Origin of the sequence: Sphingobium sp. 3R8, assembly GCF_020166615.1 — a bacterium.
Classification (GTDB): Bacteria; Pseudomonadota; Alphaproteobacteria; order Sphingomonadales; family Sphingomonadaceae; genus Sphingobium; species Sphingobium bisphenolicum.
Genome location: NZ_JAIQXR010000005.1, coordinates 181051 through 197425 on the forward strand (window position 1 = coordinate 181051; position 16375 = coordinate 197425).

Genomic DNA, 16375 nt, shown 5'->3' on the forward strand with positions numbered 1-16375 from the left:
AAGGAATTTTGTAGTGACTGTTAAAGAAAAATCGAAAGGCCGCGGCCGCCCCCGCGCCTTCGACCGGGAAGCCGCGCTGGATCAGGCGCAGGCGCTGTTCCACGCGCAGGGCTATGACGGGGTCGGCGTGGCCGCGCTGGCGCAGGCGATGGGCGTCAATCCGCCCAGCCTCTATGCCGCCTTCGGCAGCAAGGCCGCCTTGTTCGACGAGGTGCTGGGCCGTTACGCCCGCAACGGCCTGCCGATCGACATGTTGCTGGCGCCCGGCGCGCCACCCACCGCCGCACTCGGCGCACTGCTGCACGAAGCCGCACGCATCTATGCCGCCGACCCGCAAACGGCCGGCTGCATGGTGCTGGAGGGCGCGCGCGGCGCGGATGCCGAAGCGGCCTGCTGCGCCCGCAACTGGAAGGTGGCGAGCGCGCAGCGAATGCGTGACTTCCTCACCCCGACCCATGCCGACAAGGCGGAAGTCGTGGCGGATTACATGGTGACGGTCATGTCCGGCCTGTCTGCAGATGCGCGCGCGGGAACGCCCGTTGATCGGCTGGTCGCGGTCGCCCACATGGCGGGACTGGCGATCGCCGCCGTGCTGGCCGAACGTTAGTCGCCGGCGATATCGCTGGCGACCAGCGCGGTGTCCTTGCGATCGACCGACCAGAGGCGGCCGCGAACGACCGGATCCCAGTCGATCGCCTGCCCCGGCGACGCGATGCCGATGGTGCGCCGCCATTCCAGCACCGATCCGGCATCGGGCAGCGCCAGTTCGTACATTTCGGGCCGGTCGTGGCCGGTGACGTAGAAACGTCCGTCCGCGCTCCAGCTCGCGCCCGAGCAACTGAAAGGGGCGAAGCGGGCCAGCACCTGTTGAGGGAAGGTCCAGGCCGCCTCCTGCCGGAAGGCGTCGTCCATCTGCACCAGCAGCGTGTAGCGATAGTCGCGGTTCGGCTCTCCGCCCTTGCCGGCATAGTTGGCGTAGACCGCCCACCATTTGCCGGCATGACGATCGAGCACGGTCAGCGATCCGGGACCGAAGCCCAGGCTGACCGTGCGCAGATGGCGCAGCGTGCGGGTGTCGAAAATCTCGACCGCGCTGGTCTGCGGCACGGCGGGATAGTTGGATGCGGCGCAGACCAGTTCGCGCCCCGCCACGGTGCAACTGTTCATATGGGGGAAGAGGCGGCGCTCCCCTTGCCAAGAGGCGACCCGCTGGCCGGTGGATATGCGATATTTGCCGATCCGGTCATTGTCGATCGCGTAGACATGCACCCCGTCCGACGCCACCCCCTGCCGTGCTTCGGGGGCAGGCAGACGATGCACGACGGGCGCGGGCGACGGGGACGGCGCATCGGCGTCCTGCGCCCTGCCCGCGCTTGCGGCCAGCAGCCCCGTCATCGCCAGCATGATCGTCGCGTAGCGCATCGTTCATCTCGGAAATGCGTGCGGATAGGCGGGGAATGCTACAGAAAAATGGCGGCGCTACAAACGCAGCGCCGCAGTGAACATCAGTGCGCGCGCCTGATCGGCGGCCCGCACCGGCCCGGATTGCGGCTGGTCGGCGAGGCGCGTGACCGCCAGCCGGTCGGGATCGGCCAGATGCAGGCCCAGCCGCACGCCGAACAGATCGTCCGGCATATAGTCAATGCCGCCCTCGATCCGCAGTCGATGGCCCGGCTCCGCCCAGAAGGGCGCGCTGGTCCGAGCCGCAGACAGCGCGCCGCGCCACGGCCCGCGCCGCCATTCGCCCCGCACCGCCAGGCGCGTTTCGGTGCGGCGCTCCCCATGCTCCACATCCATCCGCGCAAGGTCGTAGCGCAGGCGCCATTGCAGCGTCGGGGACAGGCTGTGCACGGCCTCGATCGCCACGCCATGCGCCTGCGCCGACCCCATGGTCCGCGGCAGATAGCCATGGTCGACGAAGGACAGCCGGTTGCGCACCTGCCCGTCATAAGCGTCGATCGCGAGACGCAGGGCGGGGACTGCCGCCCAACGCAGCCCGATCCGACTGAGGCTGTCGCGTTCGGGCCGCAATGCCGCCCGCAACGCCCGAAAGCCGGGCTGGTCCAGTCCCAGCGCGCCGATCGTGCCGCTGTCGGCATAGGCGCGGATGGTTTCGCGATAGTCGGCGCGCAGATCCAGTCTCGACGTCGCCGCCAGCGCCAGTCGGGCCGAGGGCAGGAAGCCGTCGCGCGCGCGCAGATCGTCGCGGGTGTAGGGCGACGTCGCATTGACCGCCCGGTTGCTGATCTTCACCGCTTGCCACCCCAGGGTCGCGGACAGACGATCGCCCCATGGCAGCATCTCCGACGGCAGGTCGACCCGCGCATCCGCCAGCATCACGCTGCTGCGCGGCTGCATATCCGCGCCGGGCGACTGGGCGGCGCGCACCAGGGGCAGTCCGCCAAAACGCTGGCGCCGCCGTTGCAGGGCCAGCCGCAGGTCGGCCGGATCGGCAGGTGATGGGGCCAGTTCGATGGCGTAGATGCGGGCCTGCCGCTGCGGCGGCGCAGGCGGCGCGGGCTGGACCCGCAGGATGAGGCGGGGCTTGAGCGCGAAACGGGCATGGTCGGGCCAAAAGGGCTCTGCCAAGGAATCGGCCGCTGCCGGAGTCGCAAGAGAGGCCAGCAGCAGCGCCAGCGACGGCGTACGGGCGCGCATCAGCGGCCTCCTGCGTCGGCGAAGCGCACGGCCTGCCCGGCGGCCGGCGCATAGCTGATCGCATAGCCGACATGATCGGACAGCCGCGCCTGCGCTTCCCCGCCGAAGGGGACATGCGCGCGGGCGACCCGCATCGGCGCGCCGTCGCCATCGCGGGCGAACAACCAATCCTTGCCCCGCGCCACCGCTTCGGACAGGTCGCGCCGCTGGGCGGGATCAACGACCGACGCACCGGCCAGCGCCCGTCGCCCGCCGCCCATCGCGGCCGCGACGAAGCCCAGACCGGCGCTGCGCCAGCGGGCGAAGAAAGCCTCGACCCGCCGGGGATCGCGCCCGATATTGAGATCGCCGCCCAGGATCATCATCCGGTCCCGCGGCACATGGGCGGCCACGAAGCCGCTCAACAATTGCGCCTGCCGGTCGAACGCGGCGAGCGACCGGGCGACCGGCACGCCCGCCGCCTTGCGCGCGTTGAGATGGGTGTTGACCACCGCGACCGGCGCGGCGACGCCCGGCACGCGCAGATGGGCGATCAAGGCACCCTTGTTGGCGAGGCAGTCGAAGCCCGCGCAGGCGAAGGCCGGATAGGCCAGCCGGTCGATCCCGATGATCGGATAGTCGGACAGGATCAGCAGACCGCTGCCCAGTTGCTTCGACAGGGTTTCGCCCCGGTCCCAGCGCGCACCGCGCAGAAAATCGGCGTCGGCGGCGGTGCGGGCGATCGGCGTACGGACCAGCGCATCCGGCCCGGCCGCGACATGGGCATAGCCGGCGCGACGGGCGAACTGCGCCGGATCGGCGATGAAGGCTTCCTGCAACAGGACGACATGCGGCTGCCGCGCCTCCCCGCGCAGCACGGCCAGCCGGTCGGCGATGCGGCCCAGCGCCTCGTCCCGACCGAAGGCGACCGGCCAGGGCAGGCCCATCACATTATAGGTCATGATCGACAGAGGCAGTGTTGCGCCCTGCGGTCGGGCGGATGCAGCATCGGGCGCGGCCGACGAACTGACGCTGGACGAACTGGCGGCAAGTAATGCCGTCAGGCTCGCAAAGAACAAGGCGCGCGCTGGCTTTGACATGATGAAGACCCCCGCCCCGCTCTAGCCGGGCCGTGGGTCATGGCCATGTCCGGACCATGGCGGTACGGTTAAAGTTGCAAGTCAGCGTTCGTCATCACCTTGACCCGCTTCTGTCATTATTGCGAAGGTCTATTGCGCCCCTATTGGGGGCGGTGCCCCTTGCGCCATTTGGTGAACAGGTGCCGCGCCAGCATCAGCGGCGGCATCCGCAGCCAGTGCGATCGCACGAAGAAGGCGAAGACCAGCAGCTTGCGGCTTTCGCGGCCCCAGCCGTCGCGCGCCAGCAAGCGCGCGCGCACCAGCCGGTCCCACAGGGTGAGGCGCGCGCCCGCCCCATAGATCGCCCCCGCCAGTCGCCGCGCCTGCCGGACATGGAGGGCAAGACCGTGGCGCGTCGCGCGCGCCTCCAGCGTTGCACGATCGGCATCGGGCAGAAGGCAATATATGTCCCACAGGTTGCGCAGGCCGCCCTGCATGTCCCCATCGGCCAGCATATGGGCCACCGAATGGACGATGCGGTCCTCGACCGAGAGAATATATAATCCATCGGTTATATGAACCGCATCGGCAATCATCGCCGCCGCATCCGGCGTCTGGCGCGCAGTCAGCGGCAATATGGTGTGGTGCACGTCGATCATCCGGTCGCGCTCGACATGGATCATCGGCGGCAGTTCGTGCATCCACTGGCGATAATAGGCGTCGTCATACGGGTCTTCCTTGACCCATTCCCATCCCGCCGCAATCAGCGCGCGCTCCACGGCGGGCATGGCGTCGCGCGGCACCAATATGTCGAGATCGCCGATGAAACGCCCCTGCCCCGCGCGCAGGCCCGCCGCCACATAGGCCGCGCCCTTGAGCAGCACGAGCCTGACATCCAGGCCGCGCAACGCCTGCACCGCCCGGTCCGCCTCCCACAGCGCCTGCTGCGCCTCCCGCCCGCTGTCGCGCCGGGCGTCATCCAGGATCGGCCATACCGCGTCCGGCAGGGCGGCACCCTCCAGCCGATAGGCGAGCGTACCGATCAGCCGCTCCGCCCGCGCTGCGGCGAGCAGGCGGTTCCAGCCATCCGCGTCGAGCGCCCCGGCCGACGCCGGATCGCGCAGCGTGCGCACCAGCAGCGCCGCGCTCATGCCAGTTGCTCCCATAGCTGATCGACCATGGCGATGGCATCGTCGCCGGAGGGGAAATCGATCGCCCGCGCCGGGACATGGGCGACGAAGCGGGTGAGCGCGGTGAAGGCCGGCTCGCCCAGCGCGACATAATTGGTCGATGCCTGGGTCAGGCGCATGAAGATTTCGCCCTGCCCCAGCGGTCGCACCGCCGCATCATGGCCGAAACGGGGAAAGAGCAGCAAAGCGGGCATTCCCCCCTCGCCCATGCGCGCCACGGCATCGGTGCGCGGCACCATGTGGCGGATGTCGCCCTTCGCCGTTGCGGCCAGCAGCGGCCCCATGCGCGCTACGCCGACCGCCTGCGTCACGACGTCTATCGCCCGGTTCTTGAGGCTGACGAGTCGCGGGAAAGGCAGGATCGCGCCGCTATCCATGTCGAGCAGCGCGAACTCGTCGCCCATGAAGCGCCAGCCGCGCTCGCCCAGCAAGGCCGCCAGCGTCGATTTGCCGGACCCAGATTCGCCGGTCATCACCAGCGCGCGCCCGTCCTTCTCCACGCTCGACGCATGAAGCAGCAGGTGACGCCGCCAGCCCAACGCCATTTGCAGGTTCATCCCCATTTCGGCGGCGAGAAGCCCATGCGCCAGGCTCATCGGCGCGGCGTCGGCCAGGCCATGATCGCCGGTGATGAAGATGGACGGCCGCACCCAGCGCCGCGCCAGGCTGATGGGCTGGAGCCGGACGGTGAAGTCGGCGATCGCGCCGCGGACGTCGGGATAGGCGGTATAGAGCCGGGCCAGTTCCGCGATCGGCTGCGGCCAGGCGGAGCCGATGCGGAAGGTCGCCGGGCCGATGCGCAGGGTGATGGCGTGCCTCATGCCGGGCGCACTAGGCCTAGCGCGACCAGCGCGTCGAGATGCGCGCCGATCTCCGCCACGGCGTCGGCTACCGGACCCAGATCATAGTCGCGCGCCAGCCGGTCGTGCATCGCCTGCGCGCTCACCGGCGCGCCGTCGGCCATGCGCGCCAATATCTCCGGCACCGGGCTGATGACCATATGGGTCTGGCCCGACCGATGATGGTAGAGCAGGACGAGATCGTCGAGGACGCAGGTCGCCACCGCGTCCGCCTCGTCCCGGCGATAGGCTGTCGCTCCGTCCAAATTCGGCATCCCATACTACTGTCCATGTCGCTGTAGCGCGAAAGACGTAGCCAAGTGCCTAACGCATCAGGACATCGCTGGCGACCGGACGGATTGCGGCGCAGGCGCCCCGGCCAGACCCTCGAACGCGCGCAGATAGCGGTCGAGCGCGCGCTGGACGCCATGGTCGCGCGTCGCCGCCGCCAGCAGCGCGGGCGACGCCGAATGCGCCAAAGCGCGTTCGATGGCCTGTGCAAAAGCGGCCGCATCGCCTACGCGCACCGCCGGATGCTGGCCGGCCTCCACCAGAAGCGAGCGGATATTGGGCGTGCTGTCAGTCGCCACCACGCCCGCGCCGCAGGCCAGCGCCTCGATCAGCGTGGCGCACAGCCCCTCCCAGCGCGACGGCTGGAGCAGCAGGTCAGTGCGGGCCATCAACGCCGCAAGGGCGCCGGCATCACCGATATAGCCCGCGAAATCCACCCGATCGGCAATGCCCAACGCCGCGCATTGCTGCTCCAGACTCGCACGAAGCGGCCCCTGTCCGGCGATGGTCAGTCGCCAGTCGATATGGCGCAGGCGCGCCAGCGCGGCTAGCGCCGTCGCCTGATCCTTTTGCCGAGTCAGTCGCCCGACCATCAGCAATCGCCAGGGATCGCCGGACCCGCGCGGCGCCCGGGCAGCGCGGGCCTGTTCCATCGCGCGCGTCACCGTCGGGCGGGGCAGCAGGCGAACGTCGCCGCTTTGCGCCAGCAGGGTGCGGTCATGCTCGCCCATGACGATGGTGAGGTCGCTCAGGCGCGCGATACCGCGGAAACGCATCAGCCGGGCCCAGGCGCCGGGACCGCGCTGGCCGGGTCGCACGATGGGGTTGGAGATGCGGCCGACTGCCTTGGTGTCGGTCCCCAGCGCCGCCAGCGCGACCAGCATATTGCTCTGGTTGCCGGCCGAATAAAGAATGTCGGGCCGATAACGCCGCACCATCCCGGCCAGCGCCGGGAATTGCGCGATCATCGAGAGGCGGCGGATGCCACCGGGCGCGGGAACGCGGCGCACGGTCAGCGCGGGGTCGATCAGATGGGCCGCCGGACCATCGGTTCGCGCCATCCACAGTTCCACCGGGACGCCGCGCTGCAGCAGATGATTGGCGAGCAATATGGCGACGCGATCAAGGCCACCGTCGCCGGGCTGGTAGAGATAGACCGCCACTGAAAATGCACGCCCTGTAGGGCGGCGGGTGTGAAACATGAAACGCCTCGCCGAACGTCGAACCATATCAGGTTCGACGCCGTCAACGCGGATAACCCGTATCCGTTCAAATCGTTACGGTTGCGACGATCGGTTCAGCGCGGCATCTGCAGTGAGGCGTAGCAGGTGAAACCGCTCGTCCCGCGCTGCAAGCGGCGGATATAGTTGAGATAGGCCTGGTTCTGTTCATAGCCGGTGCCGGGCAGCGGCCGGCCGCGCAACGCCTGCTTGACCTGCTCACCGGTGAAGCTGCGACCGGTGCCGGGATAGGCGCCTGGCGTGCCGGCCGGGACCAGTTGGCCGTTGGGGGCGATGAAATTGCCCGCCCGGCCTTGGTCCGGCACCGGGATGGTGCAGTTGAGCACCGACGCGGCGGTGTTGGCCAGCGCAGGGCGGATCGACACGATCGCCGATGCCGCCGCAGCGCCGCCCATCAACAACTGCCGACGCGACGGGACGGCCAGCGAAGGCGCGTCATCGCCGGTTTCGGGGCTATCCTGTCCGGGCTTCGGGTCGCTCATATCGTCCTGATCCGCTCGTCACGCTTGCCAAAGCGTAAAGATTGCACGCTATTGGGATAAGCCATCGCAGCAATTGCGCGACAAATCCAGCGCGGTAACCATGAATCGACTGACAATTTCGCAGATTACCGCCTCCCTCGCCATGCTGTTGCTTGGCACCGGGGGCGCTTTATTGCTGGGCGCATCGCCCATCGCCATCGCCCTGCCGATATTGGGCGGCCTGCTCGTCCTGCTGATCTGCGCCGAGGGCGTATCGACGCGGCAGCCTGCGCCCGCTCCGCTGGATGCGCCCGACCTGTTAGGCCATCCCGATTTCGCCAGCCTGCTGGAAGGGATTTCCGATCCGCTGATGCTGGTCGAGCGCAGCCGCATCGTCCGCGCCAACCGGGCCGCGCAACGCCTGCTGGGCACGCATATCGAGGGCGAGGATGCACGCATTGCAATCCGCCACCCCGCCGCCGCCGAACGGCTGGCGAGCACTGCCCCGCTCGCCGAACCTGTGATGGTCGAACTGGTCGGCCTGGGTAGCCGCGACCAGCGCTGGCAGATGCGGATCGCGCCGGTGGGGCAGGTCGCCGACATGCGGCGGCTGGTCCATCTGGTCGATCATAGCGGCACTCATGCCGCCGAGCGGATGCGCGTCGATTTCGTCGCCAATGCCAGCCATGAATTGCGCACGCCGCTGGCCGGCATATTGGGCTTCATCGAGACGCTGGCCGATCCCGAACTGGGCAAGGATACAGAAACCCGCCAGCGCTTCCTGAAAATCATGGACGGCGAAGCGCGGCGGATGCAGCGGTTGATCGACGATCTCATCTCCTTGAGCCGGATCGAGGCGGAGAAATATCGCGCACCCGACACGCTGGTCGATCTGTCGGAACTGGCCGCCGAGGTTGTCGGCGTCTTCCGCTCCAGCCATGGCGACCGCGGTCGCGAAGTGGAAATGGAGATCGCACCGCAATTGCCCAGCGTTCAGGGCGACCGGGCGCAGCTCTCGCAGTTGCTCCACAATTTGATCGGCAATTCGATCAAATATGGCCGCCCCGGCACGCCGATTCGCGTCACGCTGAACGAAGGGCCGAGCAGCATGACACGGCTGACGGTCGCCGATGAAGGGGAAGGGATCGGCCCCGATCACCTGCCCCGCCTGACCGAGCGATTCTACCGCGTCGATTCGGGGCGCAGCCGGGCGATGGGCGGCACGGGCCTGGGCCTCGCCATCGTCAAGCATATCGTCGAGCGGCATCGCGGGCGCTTCGACATCGCCAGCACATTGGGCAAAGGCACCACCATCACCGTGCTGCTGCCCCCGCCGATGGAAGAGGCGCCAAATAAAAGCGACGAGAAAAGGCGCCCGTCGGCGCTTTCCGGAACGATGTCATGAAAATGAAACCTGACTGTCACAAAGGCGCGATGGTCCGCGACTAGGGCGCTTCCCGAGGGGGCGGCGACAAGCGAATCGCGGCTCTATTGTTTGGAGGTTCCCGTGAAGACATTCGCCTTGCTCGCCGCGACGACCGTGAGCGTTCTCAGCCTTGCCGCCTGCGGCGACCAGTCCGGCGGCGGCGCAGGCCAGACGCGCGACCAGATCCGTGCGGTCGGGTCTTCCACCGTCTATCCGTTCGCAACGGCGGTCGCCGAACTGTTCGTGCAGGGCAATGCCGGCATGAAGTCGCCGATCATCGAATCGACCGGCACCGGCGGCGGCATGAAGCTGTTCTGCGCGGGCGTGGGCGCCCAGCATCCCGACATCGCCGACGCATCGCGCCGCATGAAGAAGGCGGAGTTCGAGCAGTGCGCCGCCAATGGCGTGAAGGACATCGTCGAGATCCAGGTCGGCGTCGATGGCCTCGCCTTCGCCGAATCGAACAAGGGTCCGGGCCTGAAGCTCACCCCCAAGATCGTCTATGAAGCGCTCGCCGCCAATCCGTACGGCAAGGGTCCGAACAAGGCCCAGACCTGGAAAGATGTGGACCCCAGCCTGCCCGCGATCGCCATTTCCGTCTTCGGCCCGCCGTCCACCAGCGGCACACGCGATTCGCTGGCCGAACTGATCCTGGAAAAGGGCTGCCAGTCGGACGAAGCAATGAAGGCGCTCAAGGAAAAGAACGAAGACGAATATAAGGCGACCTGCACCCGCATTCGCGAAGACGGCAAATATGTCGATTCGGGCGAGAACGATAATCTGATCGTGCAGAAGCTGGGCGCCAATCCCAATGCGGTCGGCGTGTTCGGCTACAGCTTCCTTGAGGAAAACAAGGACACGCTGAAGGACGTGCCGATCAACGGCGTCGAAGCCACATACGAAACCGTGTCGACCGGCCAGTATCCCGGCGCGCGTCCGCTCTACATCTATGTGAAGAAGGCGCACATGACGGCCATCCCCGGCCTTCAGGGCTTCCTGAACACCTTCGCCGCCAACTGGAACCCCGACGGTGCGCTGACCAAGCGCGGCATGGTCGCGGCGCCCGAAGACGTGCGCAAGAAGAGCGCCGAAACCGTCAAGGCGCTGACCGTCCTCGACGGTTCGCAGCTGAAGTAAGGGCGACATGACCGGTCCTGCAATCCTCCTGCTGCTGGCGGGCCTGGGCGCGATCGCCTGGGTCAGCGCCCGCGCCCGCGCGCTGCGGCTCCAGACCGCGGCGCGGGCGACGGGGCGGCGCGACGCCGTCCACTCGCTACCCGGCTATCATGGCTGGTATGTCGCGCTGTGGACGCTGATCCCGGCCGCCATCTTCCTGGCGGTCTGGGCCAATGTCGCGCCGGGCCTGGTCACGCAAAGCGTGCTGGCCGACCCGGCGGCGCAGAGCCTGCCGCTCGACGGCTTCTCCCGCTCCGCCATCCTCGGCGAAGCGCGGGCGATCGCCAACGGCGATCAGGCGGGGGCGTTCAATCCGCTGTCCCAGGGACTGGTCGAACCCTACGCACACGCGCTCAACAAATATGGCGTGGCCGGCGCGGTATTGGCGCTGGTGCTGGCCTTCGCCGGGGGGGCCTATGCCTTCACCCGCGTGCGCCCCGATTTCCGGGCGCGCACGCGGGTCGAGCGGCTGGTCATGGCGTCGCTGCTGATCGCATCCCTGATCGCGATCGTCACGACGGTCGGTATCGTGGCGTCGCTGCTGTGGGAAAGCTTCCGCTTCTTCTCGATGGTCAATCCCATCGATTTCCTGTTCGGCACCAAATGGTCGCCGCAGTCGGCCGCCATGGGCTACGGCAATGACGATGCGTTCGGCGCGGTGCCGCTGTTCTGGGGCACCATCTTCATCGGCGCGATCATCGCCATGATCGTCGCCATCCCGCTGGGCCTGATGAGCGCCATCTACCTGACCCAATATGCCAGCCCGACCGTCCGCAAATGGATGAAGCCGACGCTGGAGATGCTCGCAGGCGTGCCGACGGTGGTCTATGGCTATTTCGCCGCGCTCACCATCGCCCCGGCGCTCCGCGACTTCGCGGTCGCGATCGGCATCCATGGCGCATCCTCCGAAAGCGCGCTGGCCGCCGGCCTTGTCATGGGGGTCATGATCATCCCCTTCGTGTCCTCCATGGCCGACGACAGCATTGCCGCCGTGCCGCAATCGATGCGCGACGGCAGCCTGGCGATGGGCGCGACCACCAGCGAGACGATTCGCAAGGTGCTGATCCCCGCCGCGCTACCCGGCGTCGTCGGCGGCGTGCTGCTGGCCGTCAGCCGCGCCATCGGTGAAACGATGATCGTGGTCATGGCCGCGGGCCTCGCCGCGAACCTGACCGTCAATCCCTTCGCCAGCGTGACCACAGTGACGACACAGATCGTCCAGTTGCTGACCGGCGACCAGGAATTCGACAGCGCCAAGACGCTCGCCGCCTTCGCGCTGGGCCTGGTGCTGTTCATCGTCACCCTGCTGCTCAACATCGTGGCCCTGCGGGTCGTGAAGAAATATCGCGAGGCTTACGAATGACTGCTGCTCGCAACCCCACCGACTGGAAGTCGGAGGCCATGCGCAAGCGGATTGCGGGGCGCTATGCCGCCGAACGCCGCTTCAAATTCGCCGGCCTGTTCGCCGTACTGCTGTCCGCGTCCTTCCTGGCTTTCCTGCTCGTCACCATGATGGGCAACGGCCTGCGTGGCTTCACCCGGACCGAGATTGCGCTCAAGATCGATTTCCCGGCCTCCCCGCTGCTGCTCGATCCCGCCGCCATCACCGACGAATCGCTGAGCCAGGCCAATCTGCCGATGGTGACCGACGCGGTCGCGAAGAAGTTGTTGGGCGCAGATGCCGACGCGCTGCTATCGCCGACCGCCTGGATCAGCATCCGGGACGCGATCAAGGCGGACCCCAAGATATTGAGCCGGAGCGAGACGATCAGCGTGCCGGCCTCGACCGGGCTTGACCTGGCCGCCAAGAGCAAGGGATCGCCGGAAATGGAGGCCGCGGTCACGCGGCTGAAACAGCAGGGCCTGTTGTCGACCGGCTTCAACCTGAGCTTCCTGACCGCCAGCGACGGCACCGATCCGACCCAGGTCGGCATTTGGGGGGCGTTCAAGGGATCGTTGCTGACGATGCTGGTGACGCTGATCCTCAGCTTCCCGATCGGCGTCGCCACGGCGCTCTATCTGGAGGAATATGCCCGCAAGAGCTGGTGGACCGATATCATCGAAGTGTCGATCAACAATCTGGCGGCGGTGCCTTCCATCATATTCGGCCTGCTGGGCCTGTCTATCTTCCTGAACCTCGCGCATCTGCCGCGATCCGCGGCGCTGGTGGGCGGCATGACACTGGCGCTGATGACGATGCCGGTCATCGTCATCGCCGGCCGCAACGCGATCAAGTCCGTCCCGCCCAGCATCCGCGACGCCGCGCTCGGCATCGGCGCAAGCCCGGTACAGGTGGTGTTCCAGCATGTGCTGCCGCTGGCCCTGCCCGGCATCCTGACCGGCACGATCATCGGCATGGCCCGCGCGCTGGGCGAAACCGCGCCGCTGCTGATGATCGGCATGCGCGCCTTCATCGCCACCCCGCCGGGCGGGATCACCGATCCGGCGACCGTCCTGCCGGTGCAGATATTCCTGTGGTCCGACGAAGTCTCCAAGGGCTTCGTCGAAAAGACATCCGCCGCGATCATCGTCCTGCTGGCCTTCCTGCTCGCGATGAACGGCCTCGCCATCTACCTGCGCAACAAGTTTGAAACACGGTGGTAATGACACCCATGACAGAAGACCAAATCAACCTGACCATCGACAATCCCAAGATGTCGGCCCGCGACGTCAAGGTTTTCTATGGCGAGAAGCAGGCCATCAAGGGCGTGTCGATCGACGTCGGCATGGACCATGTCACCGCCTTCATCGGCCCGTCGGGCTGCGGCAAGTCGACCTTCCTGCGGACGCTCAATCGCATGAACGACACCGTCGCGTCGGCGCGGGTCGAGGGCGAGATCACGCTGGACGGCGAGAATATCTACGCGGCGTCGATGGACGTGGTGCAGCTGCGCGCACGGGTGGGCATGGTGTTCCAGAAGCCCAACCCCTTCCCCAAGTCGATCTACGAAAATATCGCCTATGGCCCGCGCATCCACGGCCTGGCCGCGGGCAAGGCGGACATAGACGTGATCGTCGAAAAGTCGCTGCGCCGCGCTGGCCTGTGGGACGAGGTGAAGGACCGGTTGCATGACAGCGGCACGGCGCTGTCGGGCGGGCAGCAGCAGCGGCTGTGCATCGGCCGGGCGATCGCGGTCGAACCAGAAGTCATCCTGATGGACGAACCTTGCTCGGCGCTCGATCCGATCGCGACCGCCAAGATCGAGGAGCTGATCCACGAACTGCGCGGCCGCTATGCGATCGTCATCGTGACGCATAACATGCAGCAGGCCGCGCGCGTGTCGCAGCGGACCGCCTTCTTCCACCTGGGCGACCTGGTCGAATATGGCGTGACGTCCGATATCTTCACCAATCCCCGCCAGGAGCGGACCAAGGATTATATCACCGGTCGCTACGGCTGATCCGGGGGAGAGAGATCATGGCAGAACATACGATCAAGGCATTTGACGAGGAAATCGACCGGCTGCGCGGACTGATCGCCGAAATGGGCGGGCGCGCGGAAGCGGCGATCGAAAATGCGATGCTGGCGTTGCAGCGGCAGGACAAAGTGTTGGCCGCCGATGTCGTCGAGGGCGACAAGCGCATCGACGCGATCGAGGCGGAGGTCGAGAAGCTGGTGATCCAGGTGATTGCGCTCCGCGCGCCGATGGCGAACGACCTGCGCGACGTGATCGCCGCGCTCAAAATCGTGAGCGTGGTGGAACGCATCGGCGACTATGCCAAGAATATCGCCAAGCGCGTGCCGCTGATCGCCACCAACACCCGCATCCTCGAACCCATTTCCCTGCTGCCCTCCATGGGGCAGGTCGCGGGCGAGATGGTGCATGATGCGCTCAACGCCTTCGCTGCGCGCGACGCCGACCTGGCGCTGGCGGTGGTCGAGCGCGACACGGTAGTCGACGATTTCTACAATAGCGTGTTCCGCACACTCGTCACCTTCATGGTCGAGAACCCCAAGACGATCAGCGAGTGCGCGCACCTGCTGTTCATCGCCAAGAATATCGAGCGGATCGGCGACCATGCGACCAATGTCGCGGAGATGGTCTATTATGCCGCGACCGGCCAGACATTGCCAGAGCGCGAGCGCGGCGCCGACATGCAGCCGGAGGACTAGACCATGGCAAGAGCGAAAATGCTGCTGGTCGAGGATGACGCAGCACTGGCCGAACTGCTGATCTGGCATTTCAAGCGCGAGGATTTCGAGGTCGCCCATACGGTCGACGGCGAAGAGGCGTTGCTGATGGCGCAGGAAAATGTGCCTGACATCGTGCTGCTCGACTGGATGGTCGAAAGCCTGTCGGGGATCGAGGTGTGCCGCCGGCTGCGCCGCATGAACGGCACCGCCAATATCCCCATCATCATGCTGACCGCGCGCGGTGAGGAAGAGGATCGGGTCCGCGGGCTGGAAACCGGCGCGGACGATTATGTGACCAAGCCGTTCAGCCCCCGCGAGCTGGTAGCGCGCGTCGGCGCGGTGCTGCGCCGCGTGCGCCCGGCGCTGGCCGGCGAGACGCTGACCTTCTCCGACGTGGAGATGGACACGGTCGGCCACAAGGTGCGCCGCAGCGGGCAAGTGATCCCGCTCGGCCCCACCGAGTTCCGCCTGCTCAAGCATTTCCTGGAGCATCCGGGCTGGGTCTTTTCGCGCGAGCGGTTGCTCGACAGTGTCTGGGGCCAGGACAGCGACATCGAACTGCGCACGGTGGACGTCCATATCCGCCGCCTGCGCAAAGCGATCAACGGCGATGGCCAATATCAGGACATCATCCGCACGGTGCGGTCGGCGGGTTACGCGCTGGATACCGAGGGCGTGGGCTGAGGCGCGCAACCCGGCAATTGTGGTTCAAGCAAAAGCCTCTCCAAAGAGATTTGGGGAGGCTTTTTGCGATTGCGGGCCGATCCGTTCAAACGCCGGCGGTCAGAGCACGGTAGACATTCGCGACGCTTTCCGACGCCCTGTCCCAGGAATAGAGCCGGCTGGTGCGGTGCGCCGCCAAGCCCATCGCATGTCGCAAATCCGGACTTTCGATAAGCTTGGCCAGGACCGATGCATAATGTCCGCAACCCGTCGGCCGGCAAAGAAACCCGTCCTGACCGTCGGTCAGGATGCTGCGGGCATTTTGGGCGTCGGCGCTCACGACAGGCAAGCCGCAGGCCATGGCTTCGACGATGACATTGCCGAATGTTTCGGTGGTGCTGGGACTGAGCAACACATCCGCGCTCGCAACCGCCCGAGCCAGATCATCCCCCGCCAGATGTCCTGCGCATATCGTTCGGGGCAGCGTTTTGAACAGGTCGACCGCGGGGCCATGCCCGACGACGAGCGCCCGGACCCGCGGCGATTGCGCCTGGAGTTGCTGCACCACCTGGATGAACCGGTCCACGCCCTTTTCGAGCACTACGCGTCCGAAGAACAATATGGCGATGTCGCCATCGTCCAGCCCCTGTATGCGGCGCCAGTGCATGTCCCGTCGGCCGGGATGGAAGAGCGCGGCGTCTATCCCCCTGCTCCAGACGCTCGCCCGATCGTCGCCACGCGACAGGCGCAATTCCTCGACCAGCGCGCCGGTCGGTGCGAGCACATAATCGCTGCGTCGATAGAAGCGCCGCAGATGTGCATCGAGTGCGGGTCGCGCCCAGTCGATCCCATAATAACGCAGATAGGTTTCGAACCGCGTGTGCATACTCGCAACGATCGGGACACCCAGCCGCTTGGCGAAGGTCTGCGCACGCGTTCCCAATATATCCGGCGTAGACACATGCACCAGGTCGGGCGCAAAATCGCGGATGTCGTTTCGGATATTGCGCGGAAGGCCAAGCGCCAGGCGGAACTCGCTGCGCACCGGCAGAGCGATCGACGGAACCGGCACCAACGTCCCCGCCGGCGCGAATGCCGGCGTGTCCGTGACCGGGGAATAGACGCGCACCGTGAAGCCGCACGCCGTTTCCAGATAGCGCACGAGCATATTCAGCGCCTGGTTCGCGCCTTCGCGCAGATAATTGTAATTACCGGAAAACAGCGCGATCCGCATCGA

General features: G+C 66.7%; 17 protein-coding genes. 8 read left to right on the top strand and 9 right to left on the bottom strand.

Going from position 1 to position 16375, the window contains the following annotated elements; genetic code table 11:
• The first annotated feature begins 13 nt into the window (after window positions 1-13).
• Window positions 14-607, top strand: a complete 594-nt coding sequence (locus K9B33_RS06970; RefSeq protein ID WP_224547678.1) for a TetR/AcrR family transcriptional regulator — start codon at window positions 14-16, stop codon at window positions 605-607.
• On the opposite strand, the gene K9B33_RS06975 is transcribed toward K9B33_RS06970, so the two are convergent.
• The 8 genes from K9B33_RS06975 to K9B33_RS07010 form a co-directional block, all read right to left on the bottom strand.
• A complete protein-coding gene (locus K9B33_RS06975) occupies window positions 604-1422 on the bottom strand; it encodes a YncE family protein (protein WP_224547679.1) in 819 nt (272 codons plus the stop codon). The genes K9B33_RS06970 and K9B33_RS06975 overlap by 4 nt on opposite strands.
• Window positions 1423-1479: 57 nt before the next feature.
• A complete protein-coding gene (locus K9B33_RS06980) occupies window positions 1480-2658 on the bottom strand; it encodes a TonB-dependent receptor (RefSeq protein WP_224547680.1) in 1179 nt (392 codons plus the stop codon).
• Window positions 2658-3737 (bottom strand): endonuclease/exonuclease/phosphatase family protein, encoded by a 1080-nt coding sequence (locus tag K9B33_RS06985; RefSeq protein WP_224547682.1) that lies wholly within the window; start codon window positions 3735-3737, stop codon window positions 2658-2660. Before K9B33_RS06985 ends, K9B33_RS06980 begins: the two co-directional genes overlap by 1 nt.
• A gap of 140 nt (window positions 3738-3877) precedes the next feature.
• Window positions 3878-4867 carry a nucleotidyltransferase family protein gene (locus K9B33_RS06990; RefSeq protein ID WP_224547684.1) on the bottom strand — a complete coding sequence of 330 codons (990 nt, stop codon included), beginning with the start codon at window positions 4865-4867 and terminating at the stop codon, window positions 3878-3880.
• Window positions 4864-5727, bottom strand: a complete 864-nt coding sequence (locus K9B33_RS06995) for an HprK-related kinase A (protein ID WP_224547685.1) — start codon at window positions 5725-5727, stop codon at window positions 4864-4866. The genes K9B33_RS06990 and K9B33_RS06995 overlap by 4 nt, the downstream gene beginning before the upstream one ends.
• Window positions 5724-6011, bottom strand: a complete 288-nt coding sequence (locus K9B33_RS07000; protein WP_224547686.1) for an HPr-rel-A system PqqD family peptide chaperone — start codon at window positions 6009-6011, stop codon at window positions 5724-5726. Before K9B33_RS07000 ends, K9B33_RS06995 begins: the two co-directional genes overlap by 4 nt.
• A gap of 66 nt (window positions 6012-6077) precedes the next feature.
• Window positions 6078-7238: a glycosyltransferase gene (locus K9B33_RS07005; protein WP_224547687.1), complete on the bottom strand. Its 1161-nt coding sequence runs from the start codon at window positions 7236-7238 to the stop codon at window positions 6078-6080.
• A 95-nt stretch (window positions 7239-7333) separates the two neighbouring features.
• Window positions 7334-7759 carry a hypothetical protein gene (locus tag K9B33_RS07010; RefSeq protein WP_224547688.1) on the bottom strand — a complete coding sequence of 142 codons (426 nt, stop codon included), beginning with the start codon at window positions 7757-7759 and terminating at the stop codon, window positions 7334-7336.
• Window positions 7760-7859: 100 nt separating this feature from the next.
• Here K9B33_RS07010 and K9B33_RS07015 point away from each other — a divergent pair, with 100 nt between their 5' ends.
• The 7 genes from K9B33_RS07015 (at window position 7860) to phoB (ending at window position 15159) form a co-directional block, all read left to right on the top strand.
• Complete coding sequence (locus K9B33_RS07015) at window positions 7860-9143, top strand: ATP-binding protein (protein WP_224547689.1); 1284 nt, start codon at window positions 7860-7862, stop codon at window positions 9141-9143.
• Between the two features lie 102 nt (window positions 9144-9245).
• Complete coding sequence (locus K9B33_RS07020) at window positions 9246-10301, top strand: substrate-binding domain-containing protein (RefSeq protein WP_224547690.1); 1056 nt, start codon at window positions 9246-9248, stop codon at window positions 10299-10301.
• A 7-nt stretch (window positions 10302-10308) separates the two neighbouring features.
• On the top strand, window positions 10309-11703 hold the full coding sequence (gene pstC / locus K9B33_RS07025; RefSeq protein WP_224547691.1) for a phosphate ABC transporter permease subunit PstC: 1395 nt from the start codon (window positions 10309-10311) through the stop codon (window positions 11701-11703).
• Window positions 11700-12944, top strand: a complete 1245-nt coding sequence (gene pstA, locus K9B33_RS07030; RefSeq protein ID WP_224547692.1) for a phosphate ABC transporter permease PstA — start codon at window positions 11700-11702, stop codon at window positions 12942-12944. Before pstC ends, pstA begins: the two co-directional genes overlap by 4 nt.
• On the top strand, window positions 12944-13741 hold the full coding sequence (gene pstB, locus K9B33_RS07035) for a phosphate ABC transporter ATP-binding protein PstB (RefSeq protein ID WP_411973991.1): 798 nt from the start codon (window positions 12944-12946) through the stop codon (window positions 13739-13741). Before pstA ends, pstB begins: the two co-directional genes overlap by 1 nt.
• A gap of 17 nt (window positions 13742-13758) precedes the next feature.
• On the top strand, window positions 13759-14454 hold the full coding sequence (phoU, locus tag K9B33_RS07040; protein ID WP_066600774.1) for a phosphate signaling complex protein PhoU: 696 nt from the start codon (window positions 13759-13761) through the stop codon (window positions 14452-14454).
• A gap of 3 nt (window positions 14455-14457) precedes the next feature.
• Window positions 14458-15159: a phosphate regulon transcriptional regulator PhoB gene (gene phoB / locus K9B33_RS07045; RefSeq protein ID WP_224547695.1), complete on the top strand. Its 702-nt coding sequence runs from the start codon at window positions 14458-14460 to the stop codon at window positions 15157-15159.
• Window positions 15160-15244: 85 nt separating this feature from the next.
• Here the strand turns inward: phoB and K9B33_RS07050 are convergent, their stop codons facing one another.
• Window positions 15245-16372, bottom strand: a complete 1128-nt coding sequence (locus tag K9B33_RS07050) for a glycosyltransferase family 4 protein (RefSeq protein WP_224547697.1) — start codon at window positions 16370-16372, stop codon at window positions 15245-15247.
• Window positions 16373-16375: the final 3 nt, after the last annotated feature.